This is a genomic window from Burkholderia sp. MSMB0856, from assembly GCF_001524645.2.
Classification (GTDB): Bacteria; Pseudomonadota; Gammaproteobacteria; order Burkholderiales; family Burkholderiaceae; genus Burkholderia; species Burkholderia diffusa.
In genome coordinates this window covers 514716-531005 of record NZ_CP013427.1, presented here as the reverse complement: position 1 = coordinate 531005, position 16290 = coordinate 514716, and the positions used below count along the sequence as shown (strand labels likewise).

The 16290-nt window shown below is 65.7% G+C and carries 16 protein-coding genes and 1 tRNA gene; 10 read left to right on the top strand and 7 right to left on the bottom strand.

Features of this window, described 5'->3' with window-relative positions; translation table 11 throughout:
- Nucleotides 1-28 precede the first annotated feature (28 nt).
- Together rpmA and rplU are read right to left on the bottom strand one after the other, a co-directional pair.
- Nucleotides 29-292 carry a 50S ribosomal protein L27 gene (gene rpmA / locus WS87_RS03535; protein WP_006476999.1) on the bottom strand — a complete coding sequence of 88 codons (264 nt, stop codon included), beginning with the start codon at nucleotides 290-292 and terminating at the stop codon, nucleotides 29-31.
- Nucleotides 293-316: 24 nt separating this feature from the next.
- Nucleotides 317-628, bottom strand: coding sequence for a 50S ribosomal protein L21 (gene rplU / locus WS87_RS03530; RefSeq protein ID WP_006025184.1), 312 nt, complete (start codon nucleotides 626-628; stop codon nucleotides 317-319).
- 210 nt (nucleotides 629-838) lie between these two features.
- On the opposite strand from rplU, the gene WS87_RS03525 reads away from it, so the two are divergent.
- The 9 genes from WS87_RS03525 (at nucleotide 839) to WS87_RS03485 (ending at nucleotide 8810) form a co-directional block, all read left to right on the top strand.
- Nucleotides 839-1834 (top strand): polyprenyl synthetase family protein, encoded by a 996-nt coding sequence (locus WS87_RS03525; RefSeq protein WP_059451907.1) that lies wholly within the window; start codon nucleotides 839-841, stop codon nucleotides 1832-1834.
- Between the two features lie 149 nt (nucleotides 1835-1983).
- Nucleotides 1984-2060: transfer RNA gene (locus WS87_RS03520), tRNA-Pro, on the top strand.
- Nucleotides 2061-2208: 148 nt separating this feature from the next.
- A complete protein-coding gene (locus WS87_RS03515; protein WP_081055055.1) occupies nucleotides 2209-3495 on the top strand; it encodes an HlyC/CorC family transporter in 1287 nt (428 codons plus the stop codon).
- An 82-nt stretch (nucleotides 3496-3577) separates the two neighbouring features.
- Nucleotides 3578-4855, top strand: coding sequence for a GspE/PulE family protein (locus WS87_RS03510; RefSeq protein WP_059820702.1), 1278 nt, complete (start codon nucleotides 3578-3580; stop codon nucleotides 4853-4855).
- The gene (locus WS87_RS03505; RefSeq protein ID WP_059820701.1) at nucleotides 4852-6066 is read left to right on the top strand and encodes a type II secretion system F family protein; all 1215 of its coding nucleotides are present in this window, start codon (nucleotides 4852-4854) and stop codon (nucleotides 6064-6066) included. The genes WS87_RS03510 and WS87_RS03505 overlap by 4 nt, the downstream gene beginning before the upstream one ends.
- A 45-nt stretch (nucleotides 6067-6111) precedes the next feature.
- Nucleotides 6112-7023 carry a prepilin peptidase gene (locus WS87_RS03500; protein WP_059820700.1) on the top strand — a complete coding sequence of 304 codons (912 nt, stop codon included), beginning with the start codon at nucleotides 6112-6114 and terminating at the stop codon, nucleotides 7021-7023.
- A gap of 84 nt (nucleotides 7024-7107) precedes the next feature.
- Nucleotides 7108-7716 carry a dephospho-CoA kinase gene (gene coaE / locus WS87_RS03495; protein WP_059820699.1) on the top strand — a complete coding sequence of 203 codons (609 nt, stop codon included), beginning with the start codon at nucleotides 7108-7110 and terminating at the stop codon, nucleotides 7714-7716.
- A 109-nt stretch (nucleotides 7717-7825) separates the two neighbouring features.
- Nucleotides 7826-8581 carry a cell division protein ZapD gene (gene zapD / locus WS87_RS03490; protein WP_059535184.1) on the top strand — a complete coding sequence of 252 codons (756 nt, stop codon included), beginning with the start codon at nucleotides 7826-7828 and terminating at the stop codon, nucleotides 8579-8581.
- 28 nt (nucleotides 8582-8609) lie between these two features.
- On the top strand, nucleotides 8610-8810 hold the full coding sequence (locus WS87_RS03485) for a DNA gyrase inhibitor YacG (protein WP_039317342.1): 201 nt from the start codon (nucleotides 8610-8612) through the stop codon (nucleotides 8808-8810).
- A 61-nt stretch (nucleotides 8811-8871) separates the two neighbouring features.
- Here WS87_RS03485 and WS87_RS03480 read toward each other — a convergent pair whose 3' ends face one another.
- The 4 genes from WS87_RS03480 to secA form a co-directional block, all read right to left on the bottom strand.
- Nucleotides 8872-9315: an NUDIX domain-containing protein gene (locus WS87_RS03480; RefSeq protein WP_059820698.1), complete on the bottom strand. Its 444-nt coding sequence runs from the start codon at nucleotides 9313-9315 to the stop codon at nucleotides 8872-8874.
- Nucleotides 9312-10181, bottom strand: a complete 870-nt coding sequence (locus WS87_RS03475) for an ATP-binding protein (RefSeq protein WP_059820697.1) — start codon at nucleotides 10179-10181, stop codon at nucleotides 9312-9314. The genes WS87_RS03480 and WS87_RS03475 overlap by 4 nt, the downstream gene beginning before the upstream one ends.
- A gap of 19 nt (nucleotides 10182-10200) precedes the next feature.
- Nucleotides 10201-11442, bottom strand: coding sequence for a bifunctional glutamate N-acetyltransferase/amino-acid acetyltransferase ArgJ (gene argJ, locus WS87_RS03470; protein WP_059820696.1), 1242 nt, complete (start codon nucleotides 11440-11442; stop codon nucleotides 10201-10203).
- Nucleotides 11443-11585: 143 nt separating this feature from the next.
- Complete coding sequence (secA, locus tag WS87_RS03465; RefSeq protein WP_059535177.1) at nucleotides 11586-14384, bottom strand: preprotein translocase subunit SecA; 2799 nt, start codon at nucleotides 14382-14384, stop codon at nucleotides 11586-11588.
- 267 nt (nucleotides 14385-14651) lie between these two features.
- Between secA and WS87_RS03460 the strand changes: the two genes are divergently transcribed.
- The gene (locus tag WS87_RS03460; protein ID WP_059681772.1) at nucleotides 14652-15131 is read left to right on the top strand and encodes a DUF721 domain-containing protein; all 480 of its coding nucleotides are present in this window, start codon (nucleotides 14652-14654) and stop codon (nucleotides 15129-15131) included.
- An 82-nt stretch (nucleotides 15132-15213) separates the two neighbouring features.
- On the opposite strand, the gene lpxC is transcribed toward WS87_RS03460, so the two are convergent.
- Nucleotides 15214-16131: a UDP-3-O-acyl-N-acetylglucosamine deacetylase gene (lpxC, locus tag WS87_RS03455; RefSeq protein ID WP_059820727.1), complete on the bottom strand. Its 918-nt coding sequence runs from the start codon at nucleotides 16129-16131 to the stop codon at nucleotides 15214-15216.
- Nucleotides 16132-16290 lie beyond the last annotated feature (159 nt).

The following is a 16290-nucleotide window of genomic DNA, read 5'->3' as shown; positions in this document are numbered from 1 at the left end:
CGGCTACGAAGCCCGTGGGTGCCTGAACTTAGGCAGCCGCCGGGACGACGATGACCAGATGCTTCTTGTCCGCGCCCTTGGTCGCGAACTTGACGTGACCGTCGACCAGCGCGAACAGGGTGTGATCCTTGCCCATGCCGACGTTCTCGCCAGCGTGCATGCGCGTACCACGCTGACGCACGATGATGCCGCCAGCGTTGATCGCCTGGCCGCCGTACACTTTCACGCCGAGACGTTTCGACTCGGAGTCGCGGCCGTTCCGGGAAGAGCCGCCTGCCTTTTTGTGTGCCATCTGATTGCTCCTTTACCGAGGCGCTTACGCGTTGATCGCGTCGATGCGCAGCTCAGTGTAGTTCTGGCGGTGGCCGCCGTGCTTTTGGTAGTGCTTCCGGCGACGCATCTTGAAGATGGTGACCTTGGCATGACGACCGTGCGACACAACGGTGGCCTTGACGGAAGCCCCACTGACCAGCGGCGTACCGAACTTAATCGATTCGCCTTCGCCCACTGCGAGAACCTGGTCGAGCGTGATTTCAGCGTCAATGTCAGCCGGTATCTGTTCTACTTTGAGTTTTTCGCCAACGGCAACCTTGTACTGCTTGCCGCCGGTTTTTATGACCGCGTACATTGAGAACCTCACTCTGGATCCAATTTTTCCGCACACCACGCGCGGAAAACACGTGATTATACATGGGGTTAGCACCCGAGTCAAAGCCGATCCACGATTGCCGCGCGCAAGCCCTGGCCGGACGGCCAAAATCACGGTGCAGGCACGTCCGACAGACCGGGATATCGCGGATTCGACTTATAATCCGCGGCATCACCCATTTCGATCATCATGTCGTCGTCCACCGCCTCCCCCACCCTCAGCGCCGCCCACCTGCTCGCCCCGATCGCCAGCGACATGGAGCAGGTGAATCGCGTTATCCGGCAAAGCCTCGCGTCCGACGTGCTGCTGATCAACCAGATCGCCGAGTACATCATCGGCGCGGGCGGCAAGCGGCTGCGTCCGGCCCTGTTGTTGCTCGTCGCCGGTGCGCTCGGCGAGACGTCACACCAGCGGCACGTGCTGGCCGCCGTCGTCGAGTTCATCCATACGGCCACGCTGCTGCATGACGACGTCGTCGACGAATCCGAACTGCGGCGCGGCCGCCAGACGGCGAACGCGCTGTTCGGCAATGCGGCGAGCGTGCTGGTCGGCGACTACCTCTATTCGCGCTCGTTCGAGATGATGGTCGGCGTCGGCAAGATGCGCGTGATGGAGATCCTGTCGGAAGCGACGACGATCATCTCCGAAGGCGAAGTGCTGCAGCTTCTGAACATGCACGACGCGGACGTCGACGAGTCGCGCTACATGCAGGTGATCCGCTACAAGACGGCGAAGCTGTTCGAGGCATCGGCCCGCCTGGGCGCGGTGCTCGCCGGCGCCGATGCGCCGACCGAAGCCGCCGCGGCCGAATACGGCCGCCGGATCGGCACCGCATTCCAGATCATGGACGACTGGCTCGACTACGCGGGCACGGCCGAAGCGATGGGCAAGAATGCCGGCGACGATCTGCGCGAAGGCAAACCGACGCTCCCGCTCATCTATCTGATCGAACGCGGCACGCCCGAACAGTCGGCGCTCGCGCGCGAGGCGATCGAACAAGGCGGCACCGATCGCTTCGATACGATTTTCGACGCGATCACGCGTTCGGGCGCGCTCGACCATACGCTCGAATGCGCGCGCCAGGAAGCACAGGCCGCTGCGGCCGCGATCGCCGCGTTCCCGGATTCGATCTACAAGGAAAGCCTGCTCGCGCTGTGCTCGTACTCGACGTCGCGGCAGTCGTAAACGCGCCGCGAAGGGAACGCGATACCTTGCCTCGAAAAATTTCTTCAACAAGGTATTCCCTTTTAGAAAAAACATCGTTATAGTTACGTTCTTGCTTGAGACGACGCAGCGATCTTCACGAAGGCGCCAGAGTCGGAAGAGCAAAAAATCGGGGTGTAGCTTAGCCTGGTAGAGCGCTACGTTCGGGACGTAGAGGCCGGAGGTTCGAATCCTCTCACCCCGACCAGATTTGAAAAAACCGTGCACCATGTGCACGGTTTTTTTTTGCCTTCGTTTTGCCCGGTCGCACGGGCCCGATGCCGCGTGCGACACATCCCGGCCGCCGGCCTCTGCTATATTCCCTCCATCCCTGTCCTTCACTGCCCTTCTGACGCGTGGACCAAATTCCCTTATGGGCGCAAATCGGCGCCGTCTTCCTGCTTCTCCTCTGCTCCAGCTTCTTTTCCATTTCCGAGACCGCGATGATGGCGCTCAACCGCCATCGGCTGAAGCACCTTGCCGGTCAGGGCGTGCTCGGCGCGAAAACCACGCAGGGTCTTCTCACGCGCACCGACCTGCTGCTCAGCGTGATCCTGATCGGCAACAATCTGTTCAACACGATCATCCCGGTTCTGACGACCTCGCTCGCGCTGCATACGTTCGGCCGTAACAACCTCGCGCTGTCGATCGCGACCGGCATCGTCGCGTTCCTGATCATCGTGTTCGCGGAAATCGCGCCGAAGATCGTCGGCGCAACCTTTCCCGAGCGCATCGCGCTGCCCGCCAGTCTCGTGATCGCGCCGCTGATGCGCGTGTTCAAGCCGGTCGTCTGGTTCGTCAACGCGCTCGCGAACGGCGTGCTCTGGGTGCTGCGCATCAACACGAAGAAGGGCCGCGATCAGCGGATGTCTGCCGACGAGCTGCGCGCGATCGTGCTCGAATCGAGCAGCTTCATGCCGACCAAGCACCGCAGCATCCTGCTCAACCTGTTCGACCTCGAGAACATCACGGTCGACGACGTGATGGTGCCGCGCCGGCAAATCGAATCGCTCAACTTCTACGCGCCGCTCGACGACATCCTGCATCAGCTCGAGACCTGCTATCACAACCGCCTGGTCGTCTACGAAGGCGACATCGACAAGGTGCTCGGCGTGCTGCACGTCCGGAAGACACTCACCGCACTGCACAACCAGGATTTCGACCGCGAAACGTTGCGCACGCTGCTCGCCGAGCCGTACTACGTGCCGTCGGGCACGCCGGTCGTCCAGCAACTCCAGTATTTCCAGGAAAGCCGGCAGCGAACTGCGCTCGTCGTCAACGAGTATGGCGAACTCGAGGGGCTCGTCACGCCCGAGGACATCATCGAGGAACTGATCGGCGAATTCACGACGTCGATGCCGCGCGGCGAACGCGCGGGCGGCTGGGACCAGAACGGCGAATGCATCGTCGCCGCCAGCATGCCGCTGCGCGAACTGAACCGCTGGCTGCACCTGCAATTGCCAACCGACGGACCGAAGACGCTGAACGGCCTGATCCTCGAAATCCTCGAAGAAATTCCCGAAGGCGACGTGTGCCTGAAAATCCGTGACGTAATGCTCGAGGTCATGCGCAGCGACGATCAGGCCGTGCGCACCGTCAAGCTCTTCAAGCCGCGCAGCACGCGCGCACGCGCCGCGCGCTAGCCGAACGGCCGACTGTCGGCGCCGCTGGCGATACGCGACCATTTGCTGGTCACGATCAACAGGCGGCCGAGCGCCGGCTCACATGCACTTCCCACCTCCCGGGGCGCCGCCGCGCACGCAGCGGCCGCCCGCCACCCTCGACGCATCGCCCGCTGAAACGCCCCGGTCGCTCGATGCGGCGCAACTCGACGACTCGCCCGCCGTACGGCTGCTGACCGACACGTTGCACGCCGCCCGCGTGCGCGACGCGTCCGACATCCACGTCGAGCCGTTCGAAGGAGGCTGGCGCATCCGCCTGCGCATCGACGGCGTCCTGCATGAACACGCGCGGCCGCCAGCTCATCTGCGCGATGCACTCGTAACACGCATCAAGGTGCTCGCCCGCATGGACATCGCCGAGCGCCGGCTTCCGCAAGACGGCCGGCTGCGCATCGCGGTCGACGGCGGCATACGAGGAGACTACCGGGTCAGCTCGCTGCCCACACTGTTCGGCGAGAAGCTCGTGTTGCGTCGCCTGGAAATGTTGCCGCCCGACCTCACGCTCGCGCGCCTCGGCTTCGACGCGCGTCAGGCCGCGGCGATGGAGGCCGCGATTCGCGCGCCGCACGGTCTCGTGCTCGTCACCGGGCCGACCGGAAGCGGCAAGACGCTGTCGCTCTATTGCGCGCTGCAGATGCTCGACCGCGATGCGCACAACGTGTGCACGGTCGAGGATCCGGCCGAGATTCAGCTCGATGGCATCAACCAGGTCGGCGTGGCCGAAAAAGCCGGGCTCACTTTCGCCACTGCGCTGCGCGCGCTGCTGCGGCAGGACCCGGACGTCATCATGGTCGGCGAGATTCGCGATGCGGAGACGGCCGACGTCGCGATCAAGGCCGCGCAGACCGGGCACCTCGTGCTGTCGACGCTGCACACGAACGACGCGCCGACAGCCGTCGCGCGACTGCTCGACATCGGCGTCGCACCATACAACCTGGCGGCCGCATTGCGCCTCGTCACCGCACAACGCCTCGTTCGGCGCCTCTGCACCGTCTGCCGCGTGCGCTCGGACGCATCGGCACGCGCGCTGCGCGAAGCAGGCTGCGATTCGGCAGCGCTGGAATCCGGATGGCGCCCGTTCGTCGCGCACGGCTGCGCCACCTGTCACGGCATCGGTTATCGCGGCCGGATCGGCCTGCATCAGACGATGCCGGTTTCACCGGCAATGGCGGAGCACATCGTCGCACGCGCAAGCGTCGGCACGCTCGCGCAATGCGCGGCGTCCGAGGGCGTATGCAGTCTGCGCGACGCGGCACTCGCGCACGTCCGCGACGGCACGACGAGCATCGCGGAAGCGCTGGCCGCGACGCCCGACGCATGATCGCCATGCATGCACCGCCAAAGGAAACCTGCTTCGCGTGGCGCGGCCGTCGTCGCGACGGCACGCCATGCCGCGGGAACGTCATCGCCTTCGATGCAGCCGCCGCACGAGCAGCACTCGCGCGCGACGGCGTCGCGGTGCTGTCGCTCGACGTCCGCAGCGCGGCCCGACCACCCGCGGCTGGCGCACGAGAGGTCACGCGCTTCACGCGTCAGCTCGCGAGCCTGCTGCAAGCCGGACTACCGCTCGCACCGTCGCTCGAGATGCTCGCCCGCACCCGTACACGCGACGGGTTGCCGCGCATCGCCGCCGGTCTCGCGCGCGAGATCATCGGCGGGCAACGCTTCGCCGCCGCGCTCGCACGCTATCCGTCCCAGTTCGGCACGCTGTATCGCCAGTTGATCGAGGTGGGCGAGGCATCGGGTGCGCTCGGTACCGTACTGACCCGCGTCGCGGAGCACCGGGAACGCGCCGACGCGCAATGGCGCAAGCTGCGTGCCGCGCTCGCATACCCGGTCGCCGTCATCGTGTTCGCGCTCGCGATCTCGGCCGCGCTGATGGTGTGGGTCGTGCCGACGTTCCGACAGATTTTCGACGGTTTCGGCGCGGCGCTGCCGGCACCAACCCGCGCCCTGCTCGCCCTCTCGTCCGCGACATCGGCTTGGGGCGGCACGTTGGTTGCGGGCGCAGCCGGCGTCGGACTCGTCGCGCGCCACGCGCTGCGGCGCTCGCCTTCGCTGCGCTATACGGTCGCGCGGCATCTGTTGAATCTGCCGCTCGTCGGCACCGCGCTCACACGCTTCGCGACCGCGCGCTGGTGCCGCTCGCTTGCAACGCTGCTCGGCGCGGGCGTCCCGCTCGCCGATGCGTTCGCCACGCTCGAGCGCACCGCCGGCCATCCGGTGTTCGAACAGGCCACCGCACAGATCGCGACGCGCGTGCTGCGCGGCGCGCGTCTGGCCGATGCGATGCACGCGGCAGGATGCTTCCCGGACGACGTCGTGCAGCCGATCGCCGTCGCCGAGGAAACCGGCGCGCTCGACACGATGCTCGCCGATATCGCCGCGCTATGCGAGCGTCAGCTCGACGCGCGCCTCGATGCGCTCGCCGCGCTCGGCGAGCCGCTGATCGTGATCGTGCTGGGCGCACTCGTCGGCGGCCTTGTGATCGCGATGTATCTGCCCATCCTTCAGCTGGGCAACGTGGTGTAGCATCGCAACCGATTCTGTCGCCTTTCATGCCCGAACCCGAGCCCCATGACGTCCGCGCCCCTGATCACCGTTTTCGACTCGCCCGACAGTACGTTGCTCGCGCTGGCGATGTTGCCGCCCGCAGTGCAGTATGCGTTCGCCGTCATGCTCGGCCTGTGCGTCGGCAGCTTCGTGAACGTCGTCGTGCACCGGATCCCGGTGATGATGCAGCGCGCCTGGCAGGCCGAGATCGCCGAAGCGACCGGCAGCACAAGCACGCCGCCGGATGACGGCTATCCGCCGCACTACGATCTGTGGCGCCCGCGCAGCGCCTGCCCGCATTGCGGCCACGTGCTGCGTGCGTGGGAGAACATCCCGCTCGTCAGCTACTTGCTGTTGCGCGGGCGCTGCCGTCAGTGCGGCCACCCGATCGGCGTGCGCTATCCGCTCGTCGAGCTCGCCGGTGCGCTGCTCGCCGCCGGTTCGCTCGCCGCGTTCGGCCCCACCGTCGCCGCACTCGCCGCGTTCGGATTGTGCGCGGCACTGCTGGCAATGAGCGCGATCGATATCCGGACCGGGTACCTGCCCGATTCGATGACGCTGCCGTTGCTGTGGGCCGGGCTCGCACTGAACCTCGGCGGCACGTTCACGTCGCTTCGTTCGGCCGTGGTCGGCGCGATGGCCGGTTACCTGTTCCTGTGGTCGATCTACTGGCTGTTCAAATGGTTGCGCGGCATCGAGGGCATCGGCTTCGGCGACCTGAAGCTGCTCGCCGCGCTCGGCGCATGGATGGGCTGGGCCGCACTGCCGCAGGTCGTGCTGTTCGCCGCGGTGACGGGCGCACTCGTCGGGCTCGTCGCGACCTGGCGCGGACGCATGCGCTTCGAGGAGCCGATTCCGTTCGGCCCGTTCCTCGCGGCAGGCGGCGTCGCGACGCTGTTTTTCGGCACCCCTTTCTATTCGGCACTCGGCGGCTGACATGACGCACCGCCGGCGGCCGCCATGTTCGCTGCGTCGCGGGGAGGCGCTTCGCTGCCTCGTGACGGCACGGCGGAGGCTCACATGTTTGCAATAGGACTCACCGGCGGCATCGGCAGCGGCAAGACGACCGTCGCCGACATGTTCGCCGCACGCGGTGCATCGCTCGTCGATACCGACCTGATCGCGCACCGCATCACCGCACCGGCCGGCCTCGCGATGCCGGCGATCGAACATGCATTCGGACCGGACTTCGTCGCGGCCGACGGCTCGCTCGACCGTGCAAAGATGCGCGCACTCATTTTCAGCGACGACGACGCACGCCGGCGCCTCGAAGCGATCACGCATCCGCTGATCCGCGCCGAGACCGAGCGCGAGGCCCGCGAAGCGCAGGGCCCTTACGTGATCTTCGTCGTGCCGCTGCTCGTCGAGTCAGGTAACTGGAAGGCGCGCAGCGATCGCGTGCTGGTCGTCGACTGCCCGGTCGAGACGCAGATCGCACGTGTGATGCGGCGCAATGATTTCACGCGCGAACAGGTCGAAGCGATCATCGCAAGACAGGCGACGCGCGAAGCGCGTCTCGCTGCGGCCGACGACGTGATCGTCAACGACGCGACGACACCCGCGGCTCTCGCCGCACAGGTCGATGCACTGCACCAACGCTATCTCGCATTCGCGGCCGCCGCGCACTGATCGCCGCGCGCGATCGTGATGGTGTACGAAATTGGTGCGTTGCTAGGGTAGACAGTGAGCATTAGAATGTCCTGCATTGTTTCAATCCCTACCCTAGAGGCGAGCGCGCTTGATTCTTTACGAGTATCCGTTCAACGAGCGAATTCGCACGCTGCTGCGCCTCGAAGACCTGTTCGAGCGCTTCGCGTTCTTTTTGGCTCAGGAGGACCCGCGTGAACATCACGTCGCGCTGACGACGCTGTTCGAAATCGCCGAGGTCACAGGCCGCGCGGACCTGAAATCGGATCTGATGAAGGAGCTCGAACGTCAACGCCAGACGCTCGCCCCCTTTCGCGGCAATCCGGGCATCGAACAGAATGCGCTCGAGGCCGTTCTCGGTGAAATCGAGCAGACGCTCGCCAATCTTGCGCAGATGCAGGGCAAGACCGGGCAGCATCTGATCGACAACGAGTGGCTCGCCAGCATCCGCAGCCGCGCGGTGATTCCCGGCGGCACATGCAAGTTCGACCTGCCGTCGTACTATGCGTGGCAGCAATGGCCCGCGGAACAGCGGCGCCAGGACATCGCGAAATGGATCCTGCCGCTGCTGCCGTTGCGCGACGCCGCTGCGATCGTGCTGCGGCTCGCGCGTGAATCGGGCCAGGCTTCGAAAGTGATGGCAATGCAGGGCAGCTACCAGCAGATGCTGTCGGGGCGCACCTACCAGCTGATGCAGGTGCGCGTGCCCCCGGAGCTGCGCGTGATTCCCGAAGCGAGCGCCAACAAATACATGCTGTGGGTACGGTTCACCATGCAGGACGGCGACGTGCGGCCGCGTGCGGTGGACATCGACGTGCCATTCCACCTGACACTGTGCAATCTGTAACGGCCGCGTGCCGGTTCGACGCTCTCGTATGACTACCGTTGTGAAATGTCCTTCGTGCGGCGCAGAAGTGCGCTGGACGCCTGAAAACAAGTTCCGTCCCTTCTGTTCGGCCCGCTGCAAGCAGCTCGACCTCGGCGCATGGGCCGCAGAAAAGTACCGGATCGGCGGGTCCTCCGACGAGGGTCCGTCGTCGGAGGAAGACGGCACCGACGGCCGCCGCGACAGCTGAGCGGCCCGCGACGCCGCCCGTCCTGCGATGTGGCCCGCCTTTCCGACGAGCCGCCACGGCGTCATTGCGACGCCGCCTCCTTCTCGAGCAGTTCCAGCACCGGCAGCGCCGCCGGCAACAGCGGCGCGACCTCGACCGGCAGTTGCTGCCACACGAACGCCTGCCCTTCCTTGCTGTGCGGCTCGCCCGTCCAGCCCGTCACCTTGCAGAAATAGAGCCGCACGTACGCGTGCGGATAGTCGTGCTCGAGCGTATGCCAGCGGTGGCTGGCCGTGACTTCGATGCCGAGTTCCTCGTGCAATTCGCGCGCCAGCGCGTCCTCCACGCTCTCCCCGGCCTCCAGCTTGCCGCCAGGAAACTCCCAGTAGCCCTCGTACGGCTTGCCCTGCAGCCGCTGCGCGAGCAGGTAACGACCGTCTGCCTGCACCATCACGCCGACCGCGACCTCCGTCACCTTGCGTCCATCAGGCGCGCGCACGCTGCCTGCTGCAAAATCCGCACTCATACCTGCTCCTTGCGACCCGACCAGTCGCGCGCGAACTGCCATGCGACGCGCCCCGAACGCGAACCGCGCTCGAGCGCCCAGACGAGCGCGTCGCCGCGCGCCGTCTCGATCTCGGCGTCCGCGCAGCCGAAATGGCGCAGCCAGTGCGCGACAATGTCGAGGTAGTCGTCCTGCTTGAACGGGTAGAAGCTGACCCACAGCCCGAAGCGCTCCGACAGCGAGATCTTTTCCTCGACGACTTCACCGGGGTGGATCTCGCCGTCCGGCAGATGCTTGTACGACTCGTTGTCGCTCATGTACTCGGGCAGCAGATGGCGGCGGTTCGACGTCGCGTAGATCAGCACGTTGTCGGACTGCGCAGCGATCGAGCCGTCGAGCGCGACCTTCAGCGCCTTGTAGCCCGACTCGCCCTCCTCGAACGACAGGTCGTCGCAGAACACGATGAACCGCTCCGGACGCTGCGCGATCAGGTCGACGATGTCGCCGAGATCGTGCAGGTCGTCCTTGTCGACTTCGATCACGCGCAGGCCGTCCTTCGCATACGCGTTCAGGCAGGCCTTGATCAAGGACGACTTGCCGGTGCCGCGCGCACCGGTCAGCAGCACGTTGTTCGCCGGCTTGCACTGGACGAACTGTCGCGTGTTCTGCTCGATCAGCCCTTTCTGTCGATCGATGTTGTGCAGATCGTCGAGCGTAATCGACGATGCTGCCGGCACCGGCTGCAGATAGCCGCGCCCCTGGCGCTTGCGCCAGCGGAACGCGGTGGCGGCGTTCCAGTCGATGGCCGCCGGCGCAGGCGGCAGCATCCCCTCGAGGCGGCCGAGCAGCGCTTCCGCGCGCGTCAGAAACTGTTCGAGCTTGTCCATGTCGTTCGAGCGCTCCCGATCAGGAGCGGTAATCCGCGTTGATGCTCACGTAATCGTGCGAAAGATCGCACGTCCAGACGGTTGCCTGCGCGTCGCCGCGGCCGAGCAGCACGCGGATCGTGATTTCGCTCTGCTTCATCACGCGCTGGCCGTCCTCCTCCTGGTAAGCCGGATTGCGGCCGCCGGCCTTGGCGACGAGCACGTCGTCGAGATAGAGATCGATCTTGCCCACGTCGAGATCCGTGACGCCCGCGTAGCCGATCGCCGCGAGAATCCGGCCAAGATTGGGGTCGGATGCATAGAAAGCCGTCTTCACAAGCGGCGAGTGCCCGATCGCATACGCGATCTGGCGGCACTCGGCGACGCTCTTGCCGCCTTCGACCTGCACCGTCATGAATTTCGTCGCGCCTTCGCCATCGCGCACGATCAGCTGCGACAGCACCTGGGCGACCTGCGTAACCGCGTCGCGCAGCGCCGCATAGGCCGGCGAGTCGGTCGACGTGATCGCGGGCAGCGTGCTCTTGCCCGACGCGATCAGGATGAACGAGTCGTTCGTCGACGTGTCGCCGTCGATCGTGATGCAGTTGAACGAGCGGTCGGCCACTTCCTTCACGAGCGTGTCGAGCACCGGCTGCGCCACGTTCGCATCGAACGCGAGGAAGCCCAGCATCGTCGCCATGTTCGGCTTGATCATGCCCGCACCCTTGCTGATGCCCGTCAGCGTGACCGTGTGGCCATCAATCGTCACCTGGCGCGACGTGGCCTTCGGCAGCGTGTCGGTCGTCATGATCGCATGCGCGGCGTCGTACCAGTTCGCGGCCTTGCGGTTTGCGAGCGCTGCCGGCAGCCCGGCCTTCAGGCGGTCGATCGGCAGCGGCTCGAGAATCACGCCGGTCGAGAACGGCAGCACCTGTGCAGCGTCGATGCCCGCGAGGCGCGCGAGTTCCGAGCAGGTCTCGCGCGTGTTCGCGAGGCCCGGCTCGCCGGTGCCCGCATTCGCATTGCCCGTGTTCACGACGAGCGCGCGGATGCCCGCACCGCCGGCACGCACCTTTGCCAGATGCTCGCGGCACACCGTCACCGGCGCGGCGCAGAAGCGATTCTCGGTGAACACGCCGGCGACCGTCGCCCCTTCGTCGACGGAGATGACCAGCACGTCCTTGCGATTCGGCTTGCGGATGTTCGCTTCCGCCCAGCCGAGCGTGACGCCGGCGACGGGATGGAGTTGGGCGGGATCGATCGACGGAAAATTGACAGCCATGGGGCACACCTGCCGGATGGAAAATGCCGGCATGCGCCGGCATCGATTGGAAGAACCGGCGGCCGCACGCGCGGGCCGCCGCAACTCACGTCACTGACTCGAAGCTGCGAACGAAGCGGCACGCGAATGCGCGCCGCCGCCGATCATGACAGCTTCCCGTGACATTGCTTGTACTTCTTGCCGCTGCCGCACGGGCACGGGTCGTTGCGGCCGACCTTCGGCATCTCGCCGCCGGGGCCGCTGTGGGTCATCGCGCTGCCAACCATGTCGGCCGTCGCCGTGGCCGCGGTGGCGGCCGCGACGTTCGCGACCGGCGCGCCGGATTCCGCGTAGTCGGCATGCTGATACTCGACGTTCTCGAGATGACCGCCGCGCTCCTCGATCTGCTCGGCGGCTTCCTCGAGCTGCTCCGGCGACTGGATCTGCACGTTCATCACGATGCGCGTGACTTCCTGCTTGATCGCCTCGAGCATCGCGGCGAACAGCTCGAACGCTTCGCGCTTGTATTCCTGCTTCGGGTTCTTCTGCGCATAGCCGCGCAGGTGGATGCCCTGGCGCAGGTGGTCGAGCGCCGCGAGGTGCTCGCGCCACAGGCGGTCGACCGTCTGCAGCATCACCGAGCGCTCGAACGCGCTGAACGATTCGCGGCCGACCATCGCGACCTTCGTCTCGTACTGCTCGTCGGCGGCGGTCGTCACCGCTTCGAGAATCTCCTCGGCCGTGATCGACGACGACTCGTTCACCATTTCCTGGATCGCGAGGTCGAGCTGCCAGTCGTTGCGCAGCGCTTCCTCGAGCTCGGGCACGTCCCACTGTTCCTCGATGCTGCCTTGCGGCACGAACTGGTGGACGACTTCGGCGATCACGCCATGACGCATCGCCGAGATCGTCTCGGTGATGTCGTGAGCTTCGAGCAGTTCATTGCGCTGCTGATAGATCACCTTGCGCTGGTCGTTCGACACGTCGTCGTATTCGAGCAGCTGCTTGCGGATGTCGAAGTTGCGCGCTTCGACCTTGCGCTGCGCGGACTCGATCGAACGCGTGACGATACCGGCCTCGATCGCCTCGCCTTCCGGCATCTTCAGGCGATCCATGATCGAGCGCACGCGGTCGCCCGCGAAAATACGCAGCAGCGGATCGTCGAGCGACAGGTAGAAGCGCGACGATCCCGGGTCGCCCTGGCGGCCCGCACGGCCGCGCAGCTGGTTGTCGATCCGGCGCGATTCGTGGCGCTCGGTGCCGATGATGTGCAGGCCGCCCGCAGCCTTCACCTGCTCGTGCAGCGTTTCCCACTCGTCGTGCAGTTGCTTGATGCGGCGCGCTTTTTCGTCGGCGGGGATCGCGTCGTCGGCGTCGATGAACGCAGCCTGCTTCTCGGCGTTGCCGCCGAGCACGATGTCGGTACCGCGACCGGCCATGTTGGTCGCGATCGTGATGCGGTTCGGCCGGCCAGCTTCCGCGACGATCGCGGCTTCACGCTCGTGCTGCTTCGCGTTCAGCACCTCGTGCGGCAGGCCTGCCTGCTTCAGCAGGTGCGACAGCAGTTCCGAGTTCTCGATCGACGTCGTGCCGACCAGCACCGGCTGGCCGCGCTCGTAGCAGTCGCGAATGTCGCGGATCACCGCGTCGTAGCGCTCCTTGGCCGTCTTGTAGATCTGGTCCTGCTTGTCGATCCGCTTCGGCGGGCGGTTGGTCGGGATCACGACCGTCTCGAGGCCGTAGATCTCGTTGAATTCGTACGCTTCGGTGTCGGCCGTACCGGTCATGCCCGCGAGCTTCGCGTACATGCGGAAGTAGTTCTGGAACGTAATCGAGGCGAGCGTCTGGTTCTCGCTCTGGATCTTCACGTGTTCCTTCGCCTCGACCGCCTGGTGCAGGCCGTCGGACCAACGGCGGCCCGCCATCAGGCGGCCCGTGAATTCGTCGACGATCACCACTTCGCCGTTCTGCACGACGTAGTGCTGGTCCTTGTGGAACAGCGTGTGTGCGCGCAGTGCCGCGTACACGTGGTGCATCAGCGTGATGTTCTGCGGCGCGTACAGGCTCTCGCCCTCGCCGATCAGGCCCCACTCGGCGAGCAGCCGCTCGGCCTTCTCGTGGCCCGACTCCGTCAGGAACACCTGGCGCGCCTTCTCGTCGAGCGTGTAGTCGCCCGGTTTCTCGACGCCCGTGCCGTCGGCCTTCTCCTCGCCGATCTGGCGCTCGAGCAGCGGCGGCAGCGCATTCATCCGCACGTACAGTTCGGTGTGATCTTCCGCCTGGCCGGAGATGATCAGCGGCGTACGCGCCTCGTCGATCAGGATCGAGTCCACTTCGTCGACGACCGCGAAGTTCAGTGCCCGCTGCACGCGCGCGTCGGTCTCGTAGACCATGTTGTCGCGCAGGTAGTCGAAGCCGAACTCGTTGTTCGTGCCGTAGGTGATGTCCGACGCGTAGGCTTGCTGCTTCTGGTCGTGCTCCATGCCGGACAGGTTGATGCCGACCGACAGACCGAGGAAGTTGTAGAGGCGCGCCATCCATTCGGCGTCGCGCTGCGCGAGGTAGTCGTTGACCGTCACGACGTGCACGCCACGGCCGGCCAGCGCATTCAGGTAGACGGGCAGCGTCGCGACGAGCGTCTTGCCTTCGCCGGTGCGCATTTCCGCGATCTTGCCGTAGTGGAGCACCATGCCGCCGATCATCTGCACGTCGAAGTGGCGCATCTTCAGCACGCGGCGGCTCGCCTCCCGGCAGACCGCGAACGCCTCGGGTAGCAGCTTGTCGAGCGACTCGCCGCCCGCGATCCGCTGGCGGAACTCATCCGTCTTGCCGCGCAACTGGTCGTCCGTCAGCTTCTCGATCTGCGTTTCGAGCGCATTGATCGTCGCGACGGTCTTTTGGTATTGCTTGACGAGCCGCTGGTTGCGGCTGCCAAAAATTTTCTGGAGAAAACCGGTTGTCATCGGATCGGATCCTGCGTCGCAGCACCGGCGCCCGGCGCGCGTTGCGCGCCCCGACGCCCGAGCCTCGGCGGCTTAGCGAATTAGTGGAATCAAACGAGGAATTTTAGCACGCGAGGAAGCATGCGCCGGTGTCCCGGCCGGACTCGCGCCGCACGCCAAACCCGTGCGAGCAATCGGGCGCATGGCCCGAAAGCCGCCCGTGCGCGAGCCGGCGCGGGTACAATCGGCGTCAACGTCCGCGCCCGTGCGCGCCCGAAGAATGCCTCGATGAACCGATTTTCCAAGCGTTTCGGCCCGCTCCCCGCTTATCGCCCGCAACCCGTGTCCGAAGTGCTCAACCGCACCGACGCGTTCGCGGCGCTGCGCGCCGGCGTCGAACAGGTCGCGTCGCTGCAGCGCGACCTGGCCGCGCTGCTGCCCGACTATCTCGCGAATCACGTCGAACCGGGCTCCATCAAGGACGGCACCCTGACCCTCTTTGCCGCGCACAATGCGCTCGCCGCCCGGCTGCGGCAGGTCGAGCCGCGCCTGCTCGCCGATCTCCAGAAGCGCGGCTGGCCGGTCTCGGCGCTGCGCGTGCGCGTGCGTCCGAAGGACGCGCCGGAACCCCCGCACGTGAAGCAGGCGCGCATGACGACCGTCGGCGCCACCGCGTTGCGCGACCTCGCCGATCACCTCGAGCCGTCGCCACTGCAGGCTGCACTCGCGCGAATGGCCGCGCGGCACGGTGCGAAGTCGTCGCGCTGAGTGCGCGCCGCCCCCGCGGGCCTGACGCCCAACAAAAAAGCGACCCGAAGGTCGCTTTTTTATCGCGGGTGCCGAACGCCGATCAGGCGAAGGCCGTCTGCGTGTCGAATGCGAAGCCGCTCGGCGCGGCTTGCGGATCGTCAAACGTGACGATCTCGTACGCGTCCTCGCGCGCGAGCAGTTCGCGCAGCAGCGCGTTGTTCAGCCCGTGACCCGACTTGTATGCGGTGTACGACGCCAGCAGCGGATGGCCGACCACGTACAGGTCGCCGATCGCGTCGAGCATCTTGTGCTTCACGAACTCGTCGTCGTAGCGCAGCCCGTCGTTGTTCAGGATTCGGTATTCGTCGAGCACGATCGCGTTGTCCATGCTGCCGCCGCGTGCGAGACCCAGCTCGCGCATCATTTCGACTTCATGGGCAAAACCGAACGTGCGCGCACGCGCGATCTCGCGCACGTACGACGTGTTCGCGAAGTCGACCTCGAGTTCCTGGCCGGTCTTGTCGACGGCCGGGTGACGGAAGTCGATCGTGAACTTCAGCTTGAAGCCGAAATACGGATCGAGACGCGCGAACTTGTCGCCGTCGCGGATTTCGACCGGCTTCTTCACCTGGATGAAGCGCTTCGGCGCGTTCTGCTCCTCGATGCCCGCGGACTGGATCAGGAACACGAAGGACGCGGCGCTGCCGTCCATGATCGGGATTTCCTCGGCCGTCACGTCGACGTAGAGGTTGTCGATGCCGAGGCCGGCACACGCCGACATCAGGTGTTCGACGGTCGACACGCGCGCACCATCCTTCTGCAGCACCGACGCGAGCCGCGTGTCGCCGATCGACATCGCGGATGCCGGGATGTCGACAGGCGTGGGCAGGTCGACGCGCGAGAAAACGATCCCCGTGCCCGGCGCGGCCGGGCGGAGCGTCAGTTCGACCTTGCGGCCCGAGTGGAGACCGATGCCCACGGTCTTCACGATCGATTTGATGGTGCGCTGCTTCAGCATGATGTTCTTCATCTTGATTGAGAATATCAATCAGGAGTTATATTCGATAGGTGGGATTATAGCGTAATTCCCTATTCAACGCTGTTTGAAACTGCGTATCAATCTGTTTCGACTGTTTACCCGCACCGATACGGGACGGGCCGATGCCCGGAACGGAGG